This window comes from Candidatus Kryptoniota bacterium, from assembly GCA_036567965.1.
Taxonomy (GTDB): Bacteria; Bacteroidota; Ignavibacteria; order Kryptoniales; family JAKASW01; genus JAKASW01.
In genome coordinates this window covers 132344-144892 of record DATCTN010000006.1, presented here as the reverse complement: position 1 = coordinate 144892, position 12549 = coordinate 132344, and the positions used below count along the sequence as shown (strand labels likewise).

Annotated in this window: 11 protein-coding genes; all 11 read left to right on the top strand. The window is 50.8% G+C overall.

The features are described 5' to 3' along the window. Position 1 precedes the first annotated feature (1 nt). Positions 2–979, top strand: a complete 978-nt coding sequence (locus VIS48_01390; GenBank protein HEY9164792.1) for an isoaspartyl peptidase/L-asparaginase — start codon at positions 2–4, stop codon at positions 977–979. A 117-nt stretch (positions 980–1096) separates the two neighbouring features. After that, positions 1097–2038 (top strand): hypothetical protein, encoded by a 942-nt coding sequence (locus VIS48_01385; protein ID HEY9164791.1) that lies wholly within the window; start codon positions 1097–1099, stop codon positions 2036–2038. Then, on the top strand, positions 2028–3122 hold the full coding sequence (locus VIS48_01380; protein HEY9164790.1) for a hypothetical protein: 1095 nt from the start codon (positions 2028–2030) through the stop codon (positions 3120–3122). The genes VIS48_01385 and VIS48_01380 overlap by 11 nt, the downstream gene beginning before the upstream one ends. A 33-nt stretch (positions 3123–3155) precedes the next feature. Continuing rightward, entirely contained in the window at positions 3156–4106 is a 951-nt protein-coding gene (locus tag VIS48_01375; GenBank protein ID HEY9164789.1) for a hypothetical protein, read from the top strand. After that, complete coding sequence (locus VIS48_01370; protein HEY9164788.1) at positions 4090–5193, top strand: hypothetical protein; 1104 nt, start codon at positions 4090–4092, stop codon at positions 5191–5193. The genes VIS48_01375 and VIS48_01370 overlap by 17 nt, the downstream gene beginning before the upstream one ends. A 137-nt stretch (positions 5194–5330) precedes the next feature. After that, positions 5331–6617, top strand: coding sequence for a 3-phosphoshikimate 1-carboxyvinyltransferase (aroA, locus tag VIS48_01365; protein HEY9164787.1), 1287 nt, complete (start codon positions 5331–5333; stop codon positions 6615–6617). A 2-nt stretch (positions 6618–6619) separates the two neighbouring features. After that, positions 6620–7729, top strand: a complete 1110-nt coding sequence (ugpC, locus tag VIS48_01360; protein ID HEY9164786.1) for a sn-glycerol-3-phosphate ABC transporter ATP-binding protein UgpC — start codon at positions 6620–6622, stop codon at positions 7727–7729. Position 7730: 1 nt separating this feature from the next. After that, positions 7731–9356 carry a bacillithiol biosynthesis cysteine-adding enzyme BshC gene (bshC, locus tag VIS48_01355; GenBank protein HEY9164785.1) on the top strand — a complete coding sequence of 542 codons (1626 nt, stop codon included), beginning with the start codon at positions 7731–7733 and terminating at the stop codon, positions 9354–9356. Between the two features lies 1 nt (position 9357). Beyond that, the gene (trpD, locus tag VIS48_01350) at positions 9358–10371 is read left to right on the top strand and encodes an anthranilate phosphoribosyltransferase (protein ID HEY9164784.1); all 1014 of its coding nucleotides are present in this window, start codon (positions 9358–9360) and stop codon (positions 10369–10371) included. Then, positions 10368–11648 (top strand): hemolysin family protein, encoded by a 1281-nt coding sequence (locus VIS48_01345; protein HEY9164783.1) that lies wholly within the window; start codon positions 10368–10370, stop codon positions 11646–11648. Before trpD ends, VIS48_01345 begins: the two co-directional genes overlap by 4 nt. Next, a complete protein-coding gene (gene trpC, locus VIS48_01340) occupies positions 11645–12442 on the top strand; it encodes an indole-3-glycerol phosphate synthase TrpC (protein HEY9164782.1) in 798 nt (265 codons plus the stop codon). Before VIS48_01345 ends, trpC begins: the two co-directional genes overlap by 4 nt. Positions 12443–12549: the final 107 nt, after the last annotated feature.

The window sequence follows — 12549 nt, the reverse complement described above, 5'->3', positions numbered from 1 at the left end:
AATGAAATCACGAATCATTTTCTTCGCGGCGATAGCCGCCGCATTACTTTTATTCGGCAGTGTTTCTTCGCCGGCTCAGGAAAAGAGTGAAAGGTACACGATTGTCATCCACGGCGGCGCTGGAACAATTCCGGAATCCATGCCCGATTCCATCAAACAGGAATACTATGCGGGGTTGAGAAAAGCGCTCGATATCGGTAGGGACGTGCTTCGAAACGGCGGCACCAGTCTGGACGCAGTCGAGAAAGTCCTCAGGTACTTCGAGGAAGATCCTCATTTCAATGCCGGAATAGGAGCGGTTTACACTTCCGCGGGCACGCACGAGCTCGATGCCGCGATAATGGACGGGCGCGATCTATCCTGCGGCGCTGTTGCGGGAGTCGAGCATATCGCACATCCGATATCACTTGCCAGACTTGTGATGGAGAAGACTCCGCACGTACTTCTTGCCTACCAGGGAGCCGAGGACTTTGCGAAAAGTGTCGGGGTTGAATTGGTGCCGAACAGTTATTTTGATACTGTGGTTAGGATGAAACAGCTTCAGGAATATCTGAAAGAACAAAAAGAAGGAAAGCACGGCACGACAGGATGTGTCGCGCTTGATGAATACGGCAATCTCGCGGCAGGGACTTCCACGGGCGGAATGACGGGAAAATTACCCGGACGGATCGGCGATTCACCTCTTATCGGTGATGGTACATATGCGGACAATCAGACGTGCGCGGTTTCCGGAACAGGCTGGGGCGAGAAGTTCATCAAGCACGCCGTGGCATTCAACATTTCAGCGATGATGAGGTACGCAGGTATGTCTCTAGAAGATGCCGTTCACCAGGTGATCCATGGTGTGCTCGATCCTGGCGACGGCGGCGTGATTGCTGTCGACAAGGACGGCAATTACGCGATGGACTTCAACACCTCCGGAATGTTTCGGGGTGTCGCAACCTCGTCGGGAGTATTCGAAGTAGAAATCTGGAAATAAGGATCGGCGTTCATCGCTGTAGAATGGTTCCCCGAAATCAAGTCTATCACGAAAACTCCAATTTTGACTTGCATCTGACTTGAGTCCCATATACTTTTCCGATGCAAGGGAAGGGCAATGGGTAAGCGATTTGGATGGTTTGTATTTCCCCTGATGTTCATCGCGGGCGGCAGACTGCTCGCGCAGGATAGCATTGCTACGGGATCATTCCTAGACAGGCTCTCGGTTTCTCTAACTGGCAGTTATCATTATGCGCCATGGAAGGGATTCAACAACTCGCTTACGGTGTTGGAAAGCGAGATTGAGTTTGATCCGCTTTACCAGCAAACCTCCGGCTGGTGCAAGCAAGGTATTGGAGACGGTGCTTCCCAGGCTAAGGTCTACTTTTCCATGACGAACGGGATAGATCTGGTGGCGACGGGCGCAATGCTTCAGTCCACAGCAAGTGACAATCTCGTGAATTATTTTGAGCAGACCTATGATATAGGAGAATTCACAAATGAATCAACAATCTTCCGCTTGAGATCATACTCGGTAGGCGTGGGAGTCCGGTACCATCTCAATATCACGGAGGGAGTATCAATCATATGTGAAGCGTTCGGAGAACGAGCGTTCGGGAGACTCCACTTCGAGTATGCTGGTACAAACAGCTATTTCAATTTCGTCGCCTCGGCTGATATGAGCGCCAATACCTGGGGAGGAGTCGCGTCAGTCGGAGTCCGGGCTCGTTTATACGGGCCGATAAGTCTTTTGAGCTCTGTCGATTATCGTTATCTCAAGTTCCGTGATTTTGAAGGTTCGGGGAATTATCTGTTCAAGCTTCATAACTGGGGATTGCCCACGGTGACGGCCGACTCGCTAGTTTCACCGGTCAAATTGATAGAGGCCGACCCGTATTTCGGTGTCCACTTTATTAACACGCATGCAACCCCGTACTCAAGTCGGTACGTCCCCTATTATCACACCAATTACTACGATGATATTCCTGGCCCTGAGACGCCCGCAATTCTGGATTTATCCGGATTCGGACTGAGCATAGGAGTCGAGTATGAATTCTAGGATATCATCGGTCCTTCTTTCTATTGCTGCGGTATTTGTGTCGTTCGCCTGCACAAAAACAGTCCCACTCGGTCCTGTTTACACGGGTGAGGATGACTGGACTCCAAGTTTCACTATCGGCTATAATAATTACCAGAGGATTTCCGGGAGTTTTTCAAAGGTACCCAGGGCAAGTCTCGTGAATAACTTTGACAGTTGCGTGGTCCAGATAAAACCTGCCATTGAGGATACGTTTAGCATCGTGGTTACTGCGGAGAATCCAACCACATACGGAGGTGGCGGATTCTGGACTGGCCCGGTTCTACAGATGGGAGCGACCTATGCAGTGAGGATCGCAATCTACTACAAGGACGGTGTTGTCAGGTACTCAACGGACACGACGATCGTATCGCCGGTCGTTCCGGGAAAAGTTCTGAAAGAAATCCTGACTCCCGCAGGTACCTACCCAATAGCGTTCTCATTTAGTCGTCGAGGTATTCTTCTTTGCGATGGCTCTTTCTCCATGTGGATGATCGATACTTCTAATGGCAATACATCACTCGTCAGTTCTGGCCCCGTCTTACCATCTGCATCGCAGTACTCTTATTATATGACTTCCGTTACCATCAGCGGTGATACCGTCTATTTTGGGTCCGAACAGATTTCCGTCGGACAGCCCTTTCCTCTTCTCCGCTATGATCCGTTTAACGGATGGCTTGACAGCAGTCTGGTCTTTGGGACTGCGGAATTTACTCTCCAAGGTATCATAGCGAGTCACGAGAGGATCCGGTTAACCTGGTTCAACTCCGGCGTCGGCGACATTTTCAGAGAGTTCGACATTCATTCTGGAACTCTCCTCAACTCTGGATATTCCTTCTACACCTACCCATCTTCGTATAATAGTTGCTATGTGGATACGAGTGTATGGACCATTTCTACTAACGGGAACAGCGCAATTGGCAGAGTAGACTCGTCTGGTGAATTGCTTGATATCAAGATCATTCCAGTGTACGCCCCGGTCGGCCTCGCGTGGGACGGTGCCAACTTCTGGGTCTGGGACGCAGAGAGGAAAGCCCTTGTCAAGCTCCAACTTGAAGGTCAGTAGGAGTGTCATGAACACAGAGAGCGCTTCGGCGTGATGGTACAGTTGACGTCGGTTCGTGGAAAAGATTACGTGTGTTCCATCCTGCTGGCGACATGGATAGCTTTCGCTTCCATGATTGTCGCTTTCCCCTCCGCACTAGCTCAGGACAGTCCTGATTCTACCTCATTTCTCGACAGGTTTTCCATTTCTCTAACCGGCAGCTATCACTACGCGCCATGGAAAGATCTGAACGCTGACCACAACGCGGTCCGGGATGAAGTTCAACTGGATCCGGAACTCAGGAATCCTTCGGGTTCGGCCGTAAACATCTTCGGAGATAACCAGTTCGAAGCGGCGGTTGGATTTGAGATTATGAAGGGACTGAGCCTACTTGTAGGCGGATCATACTTCTCGAGTAGGTCTGATTTCAATCTTCATCAGGTGGTCGATCCCACAAGCACTATAACCCTGCAGGATGCATTCAGTCTGCGGACTTACATGATTGGTCCCGGCATCCAATACGAACATCATCTTTCAAAGGTCTTTTCAGCAGTAGGCTCTATTTCAGCTTATAGGACTTTCGGAAAAATGCACTTCGAATATGGCTCGACCAGTTGGTACGTGCAGAAGTCGAGCGCCGATCTCTCGAGCACCGCGTGGGCCGGCGTTTTGCGAGGTGGGCTGAAAATGGAAGTCCTGCCTGGTTTCTGTGTGGTGGGCTCGATTGACTACCGTCTCCTTAGATTTCGTGAGTTTACGGGGACCGGCCGCTTGGGAGAAGCTCTCGTGTCGAACCCTATCAACTTGTCTAGCTCGAATAACGTATACAACGCGCGCCTTGTTTCGGAAGAAGCTTCCTTTGGCGTCCTCCTCGAATCAAGTGCGTACGAAGCATACTATCCTCACTACGCGTGGAGTCAAAATTACTACGAGGTGCCGACCAGAAACGCTGTCCTTGAGTTGTCAGGTATTGGAGGAGAATTAGGAATTGAATATCGGCCATAGATTACCCCTCTTCATTCCCGCATTAGCATCTTTGGTTTTCCAGGGATGCACAAAAGAAGTTCCTCTTCAGGCGTTGTATTCTAATGATGACAGCTGGACACCTCAGATATCAATCACCTACAACAATTATCAACGCATTCGCGGGGTGACTGGCATTGCTCCGGGGGATGCAATTATCCGGAACATCGACAGCTGTGCCGTCCAAGTGAGGCCACTGTCCGGAGATACATCTTACAACACAATTTGCTACGCGAATGTCTACTTTCATGACTCTCCGGGAAATTTTGAGTCCGGAGGAATTCTGCAGATGGGGACAGACTACAAGGTAAGACTAGCAACGTATTACCATGATGGAGTCAGGAGATATTCTGAAGACACCATCGTTTTGACATCCATAGTGAAAGGATCCATAGTTAAGTCTATCATTCCGACCTTCCCTCAGTATTTTGGTCAGCTCTGGTTCGAAAACGGATCGATTGTCACGTATACAGAAAATTGGTGGAGCGTGGATACATCCAACGGTGCATCGCATGTGTTTTCTCAGTTCCAGTTGCCTAGTCAATACGGCCGCTTCTGGTGGAACCCGATCGCATTCAACAAAGATACCGCATATTTCATTCTATGGAATTATCATGAAGGTGAATCGGTTCAGATGCTGAAGTGCGACATCAACACCATCTCTCTCGATTCTAACTTCTATCTTGAGCGTTGCGATGGTAATCTTGTAGCGATTGCAGTGAGCGACTCAAAAATCGGCGTAATCTGGTGGCCATCAATCGGACAAACATTAGTTGTCGATGAATATGACGTCTCTTCGGGGAAACTAATGAACTCAGTGAACATTCCGAGGATATGGGTCTTGAACACGAACGCTATGGCTTATGTGGACACATCTCTGTGGGTTTCTTATTCCTCCCCCGATACATATAATCGAATCGGGAGGATTGATTTTTCTACTGGTGCCATCGCAGACTCTACTGATATTCCGGTGTATCAGCCCATGCAATTAGTTTGGGATGGCACTCACTTCTGGGTTTGGGATGCTCAAACTGCCGCACTTGTCAAGCTCCAGCTCGACGGTCCTTAACTCCTCTCTCCTGTCTCCTTTCTCCTCCTTCCCCCCGTTATTGCATAATCACCCCCTCAAATTTATATTGAATTGACGTCAGCTGTCGATTTTCCTGTAGTCTGACGTCCGGCCCCTATAAAATGAATTGAGGACGAATGAATTATGAGGTGAGAGGAGCTTCCTCTGTAAGCGGAGCGTTCAAAGTACCGGGCGACAAATCGATTTCCCACAGAGCAGTCATCTTCTCCTCGTTGGCAAAAGGACAATCAGTAATTAACGGCATTTCCAGCGGCGCCGATGTCAATAGTACAATTTCCTGTATGTCAGCACTTGGAACACTAATCGTCCGGCAGGACGGTCACGTAACAATTTCCGGAAAGGGGAAGTCATCGTTAGGTCAGTCCAGAAGCGCACTCGATGCCGGCAATAGCGGGACCACAATGCGACTTCTCAGCGGAGTTCTTTCAGGACAGAAATTTGGGTCGACAATCACGGGCGACGAAACCTTGAGACGCAGACCAATGCAGAGGATAATAGATCCGCTCTCTCAAATGGGCGCGAACATCTCCGCAACTGCGAGCGGTACCGCACCTCTCAGGATTTTTCCGTCCGAGAATTTTCACGGCATCAGATATGTCCTTCCCCTTCCGAGCGCACAAGTCAAATCGTCTGTCCTCCTGGCCGGAATCTTTGCCGAAGGCGAGACTACTGTCGTCGAACCTGTTGAATCGCGGGATCACACGGAAAGAATGCTGCGACTTGCAAAGTCAAAGACTAGCAAGGGGTTCGAGACAAAGATCTCGTCTGATTACGTTGTCCAGCCCGCTGAGTATGACGTAGCAGGCGATATATCTTCCGCCGCCTTTTTCATGGCGGCAGCGGCAATTCTCCCGAATTCTTCCGTGACGGCGGCCGGAATCACTCTCAATCCGACGCGCACGGGTTTTCTGGATGTTCTCGTAATGATGGGCGCAAAAGTGGAAATCAATAATATACGTGAAACCACAGGCGAGCCTGTCGGCGATGTGACTGTGTCGCATTCAGAACTCAACGGCGTCGAGATCGGCGGAGAGATGATCCCCCGACTTATCGACGAGCTTCCCGTGATCGGTGTAATGGCGGCATTCGCAAACGGCGAAACGATCGTGCGCGACGCACATGATCTCAGGCGAAAGGAGTCGGACCGCATCGTCGCGGTGGTAGATAACCTCCAGGCAATGGACGCAGACGTGTCGGAGACGGACGATGGGTTCATCGTCGCCGGAACGGGACACCTTCGCGGTGCGGAGGTTGACTCCTTCAAGGACCACAGGATCGCCATGGCGTTTGCCGTCGCCGGACTAGCCGCAAATGGAAATACTGTCGTTAAGAATTCTGAATGGGCCGAGATTTCTTATCCTGAATTTTTTCATACACTTGAAAAGCTAGTCGTGAGGGATTGAATATGGCGAGTGTAAGGCTGAGTAACGTCTCCAAAGTTTACGAGGGCGGAGTCGTGGCGGTAAAGGACGTAAACCTCGAAGTCGCCGACAAGGAATTTGTTGTGCTTGTCGGTCCGTCAGGATGCGGCAAGTCGACCACGTTGAGAATGATCGCCGGACTCGAGGAGATTTCGGACGGCGAAATGTATATCGAGAACGAACTTGTGAACGATGTTGCGCCCAAAGACCGGGATATCGCGATGGTCTTTCAAAATTACGCGCTCTATCCTCACATGACTGTCTATGAAAACATGGCGTTCGGACTGAAGTTGCGAAAATTCCCGAAGCCTGAAATTGACACGCGTGTCAGGGAGGCCGCGCAGATCCTCGGTATCTCCGAATACCTTGATAGGAAACCGAAAGCGCTTTCGGGTGGTCAACGCCAGCGTGTTGCACTCGGCCGCGCGATCGTCAGGAAACCGAAGGTGTTTCTGTTCGACGAACCTCTTTCGAATCTCGACGCGAAGATGCGAGTACAAATGCGCGCTGAGATTTCGAAGATCCATCAGCGCCTGGGCGCCACGATGATTTACGTAACCCATGACCAGGTCGAAGGCATGACGATGGGCGACCGAATTGTCGTAATGAAGAACGGTATCGTCCAGCAGATCGATACGCCCCTCAATCTTTACAACCGCCCGGTAAACAAATTTGTCGCCGGCTTTATCGGGAGCCCGGCAATGAATTTTTTTGAGGGCGAGATACGCAAGAACGGTAAACTCTATTTCTACGAGCTCGGCGGCGCTCTTAAACTCGAGCTGCCATCCTCGCATGACGCGGTGCTCGCCGCTTACTCAAATAAGAAACTTTACATGGGCGTGAGACCGGAGCACATTTCCATTCAAGAGGCGCAGCGTAGCGAACTCGACTCTACCGCCACACTTCGCGTCGACATCTCCGAACCGATGGGTAACGAAGTCTTCCTCTATTTTAGCTCAAATACAACTCAAATTGTCGCGCGGGTCACAAATTCTGTTGATCCAAGACCGGGAACGGACTTGAAGATGTATTTCGACACAACACACGCGCACTTTTTCGACAAAGATGACGAAAGGTCGCTTTTTATAGCCTGATATGGAAACTTCATTTAGAAACTTACCGGAACAATCGAAACTGTTTACCGACTACCTGTATGATTACGAGAAGGTCAGGAAGTACTATAGCGTCGATTTTTCCAATGACGATGAGTTGCGCGGTCATTTCTCGAAGGTTCTCGCCGCGTTCGCTCCGAGGAGAGGGAAGCTCGTGGATCTCCTGCGCCGCCAGAACTCTCGCCTGAATTCGTCCGACTCATACTCCGCCGCGCTCGACCTGCTGAAGAAGGACAATTCGCTTTGCGTAGTTACCGGTCAGCAAGTCGGACTTTTCTGCGGGCCGCTCTACACTCTATTCAAAACGATTAGTGCGATAAAGCTTGCCGGCGACCTGAAGGATCGATTTCCTGATTTCGAATTTGTGCCCGTGTTCTGGCTGGAGGGCGACGACCATGATTTCGAGGAATCGAATCACGTCCATCTCTTGAACGCGTCTTCGGAAGTCGTGCGTGTGGAAGCGATTGTGACGAATAATGGAGACGAGCAGTTGCGTCCCCTTAGCGAGATAAGATTCGATGGGTCGCTTGAACAGGTTTTCCAACAGGTAGACGCGTTACTACCTTCGTCCGACTTCAAGCCTGCGTTGATGAAAATGTTGACGGAGACCTACAAGGAGGGCGAGACTTACACAAGTGCTTTCTCCCGGCTTCTCACAAGAATCGTCGGAACGCATCCTCTTGTGGTTCTGGATCCGTACGAGCCGGAGGCGAAGAGCCTGCTTAAGCCGATTTTCGAGAAAGAATTCCAGACATTCCCGAAGACCAGCGAGGAAATCATAAAGCAGAGCGCGGGACTCGAAGAGGATTATCACGTTCAGGTGAAACCGCGTGTTGTAAACCTGTTCTACATCGAAGGCGGACTTCGTCGCGGACTCGAACCTGTAGGAGCAGGTTTCTCTCTCAGAGGGACGAAGAGAAAACTCATGCCGGAACAAATTAGAACGCTTCTCGAGACCAAACCCGAATCTTTCAGTCCGAATGTCGTTCTCAGACCGGTGTGCCAGGATTATCTCCTTCCCACTGCCGCCTATGTCGCCGGGCCGGGAGAGCTCGCATACTTTGCCCAACTCAAGGGTGTGTATGAGCACTTCGAAGTCGAGATGCCGCCCCTCTTTCCGCGTGCGAGTGCCACGATATTGGAACACAGGGTTATGAAGGTGATGGAGAAATACAAACTCGAGTTGTCGGATGCGTTTTCCGATTTCGAGACGGTCATGAAAAAGGCACTTGCGGCCGCCAATCCGGAAAACATTCCGGGTGAATTCGAAAAGACGACTGACGATGTCCGGAAGGCGATAGAGAGACTTGAACCGCTTGTACTGCGTGTCGACGCGACTCTGAAAGGAGTAATGGATTCCACTATATCAAGGATGATCCATCATCTTCATCATTTCGAGGAAAAGACGACGGCTGCATACCACAGGAAGAATGAACAGGTCGTTCAGCAAACAAGGAAATTCCAGCAGTCGCTATTCCCGAACCGCGACCTCCAGGAAAGAGTCCTGAACTTTATTTACTTTTATAACAAGTACGGTGGGGATTTCATAGATTTTCTTTTCCGCGAGCTGCCCGGCTTCTCGCGGTCTCACCACGTGTTGACGGTATAAGATGATACGCGAGGCGATAGCGAAACTAATCGCGGGCGAGAGTCTTGCGCGCGATGAAGCTTACAGGACGATGCTGGAAATTATGAACGGCGAGGCGACTGAGTCGCAGATTGCCGGCTTCCTCGTCGCCCTGAGGCTGAAGGGAGAAACTGTCGACGAGATAGTGGGAAGTGCTATGGCCATGCGTGAGAAAGCGGAGAAGCTGCGCGTTGACAAAGAAATAGTTCTGGATACGTGCGGGACGGGCGGCGATAACGCGGGGACATTTAATATTTCCACCGCCGCTGCGATCGTCGCATCTGCCGCGGGGGCCACTGTCGCTAAGCACGGCGGTCGCGCTGTCTCCAGCAAATCAGGTAGTGCCGATGTGCTCAAAGCACTCGGACTGAATCTCGACGGGCTCGACTTACAGAAGACAGAGAGGGCTCTTAAAGAAATTGGCATCGCGTTTCTCTTTGCTCCGCTCCATCACAAGTCGATGAGGTTCGCGGCACCTGTCCGCCGAGATCTTGGCGTGAGGACTATATTCAATCTCCTCGGGCCCCTGACAAATCCCGCAGGCGCAAACCGCCAGTTAATGGGAGTTTACAGCGATAAGATTGTCGGTCCCGTCGCAGAGGTGCTGAGGGATCTCGGGAGCGAGGCAGCCCTTGTTGTCCACGGAGAGCCGACCATGGACGAGGTTTCTCTTTGCGGTAAAACGATCGTTGCCGAACTCAAGCTTGGAGTTGTGACACGATACGAAATCAAGCCGGAAGACTTTGGCATGAAACGGGTTCAGTTGAGCGAGCTTGTCGTAAGGAACCAGGAAGAAGCGGTGGAGGCTTTCATGATGGCGATCCGCGGACAGGTGTCGCCGTTCCATGATGCTGTTCTCCTGAATTCCGGCGCCGCAATCTACGTGGCAGGAATCGAGCGTGATATAAAAACCGGGATAGACAGGGCGCGGGACGTGATCACAAAAGGACTTGCCGAGAAGAAACTCCGCTCCCTCATCGAGATAACATCCGTATGATCGGGAGTTACCTGATCTTTGTGGTGCTGTTTGTTGCTGCATCACTTTCGTGGGGGCTGGTGTTTTCCTTCGACGCCGTAAAGCTTGCCAAGAAAAACCTCTTCCTCTTCTTGGTCTGCTCGGTGATTATATCTACCCTGGCTTCCGTATTTCTCCTAGAAGGACTCGCGGAAACCATGCTACGAATAAGTTTCACTTTTGCCTCCGCCACATTTGCTCTGACCTTCTGCGCGTCTCTAGGCGTCGGTTACGCGTTGAGCGCGGTTCCAAAGACCTCGGCCTTTATCCTCAGCATCGAAAAGATGTTTGCGCCATCGGGAAAAGACGGAGACAGGTCTGAAATTATAGAACAAATTCTCGAGAGATCTGCCAAAAGCGGTGAAATAGACGTCCTCGAAAGAGAACTTCTCGAGAGCGTTCTGAAATTTAACGACAAGATAGTCAGGGAAGTCATGGTGCCCAGAGGAGACATTGTCGCAATCAACATCGACGAGGATCCGAGACCGCTCTTGAGAAAAGTAATCGAGGAAGGTTTCTCGCGCCTCCCGGTCTACCGCGGGTCTGTTGATAATGTTGTCGGTGTGATCTACGCGAAAGACTTATTGACGATGGTCGAAGATGGCGGAGTCATCGTTCTTCAGGACATCGTGAGAAGTCCTTATTACGTTCCGGAATCTAAGAAGATAAGCCAGCTGCTTCGTGACATGCAGAAGAACAAAGTCCACCTCGCAGTGGTCGTGGACGAGTTCGGCGGCACCGAGGGCATCGTGACTCTGGAAGATGTTCTGGAGGAGATTGTCGGTGAAATTCAGGATGAGTATGACGAGTCGTTATCCGAAATAGTGAAGGACGAAAACGGAGACATCCATTTTTCCGGTTCGATGACCGTCAGCAGGTTCAATGAGCTTCTCGGATGCGAGGTGCCTCAGGGTGAAGACTATGATACGATGGCTGGATTCGTGCAAAAACTTGCCGGCCGTCTCCCGCAAGAAGGCGAGGTTTTTAACCATGATGAAATGCTGTTCCATGTCGAGGAATTGTTTAAGCATAGGATTAGACGGCTCAAGGTTTCTTACAGAGAACACCCCTTCCAGGTGAATGATCGCATAAAAAAAGGTGTATCGGCTGAGGCGCCTTATCCGGGTGCAGCGGTCCGAACGAAAAATAGTGAGGCGGTCACCATAAAGAAAACGGAACACCCACGTAAGAAGGTGCCTACAGTTGGAAGGAAAGCGATCCGTCCACCGCAATCAAAGAAAGGGAAGAAGAGGCATTGAATTTCCTGGAGACGATCGTTCGCCAGAAAAGGATCAACGTCGAGGAATCGAAAGGCGTTCTTACTCCCGGCGACCTGATGAGTCTGGTATCCGAAATTAGGCCTAAGAATGATTTCAGGAAGTGTATCTCCAGGGAGACCGGCGGCCGTGTGAAGATTATTGCTGAAATAAAACGTGCGTCCCCGTCGAAGGGCATCATCGCTGCCAGCATTGACCCGGTAGCAATAGCTAAAGACTATGAGGCCGGAGGCGCCTCAGCAGTCTCTGTCCTGACGGAGAATAACTTTTTCAGCGGATCAACTAAGGATCTGCAGGGCGTACGCGATGCGGTACCGAAGATTCCTGTCCTGAGGAAAGACTTTATCATCGATGAGTACCAGATTCATGAATCACTGTTGATCGGTGCCGATGCGGTACTGTTTATTGCAGCGGCTTTAAGCGCGGATAGATTGAAGAAATTCATCCGGATTGCGAAAGGCAGCTCGCTCGGAGCGCTTGTTGAAGTGCATGATATGGGTGAGCTGGACACCGCAATCTCAGCCGGAGCAGACACCATCGGTGTGAACAACAGAAACCTCACGACATTTGAAGTCTCACGTGACGTCTCCGAGAGACTCGGACGCAATATTCCGAAAGACGTTGTCAGCGTGAGCGAAAGCGGCATAAATGATCCGGAAGAACTCAGTGCTGCCGCCGATATGGGCTATCATGCGGTATTGATAGGTGAACACTTCATGAGGGCAGCCGACAGGGTGGCAGAGGTGAAGCGATTCACGGGCGGGAGGAGCCGTTGAGGTCTTTTCAGATCCGGAGAATGTCAAAGGTCGAAAGAAAAGACCGTACCTGATCAATTAAGTGTTCCCGGTTTACTTCTGTTCCACCGTTTGGTTCTGACTTGTAA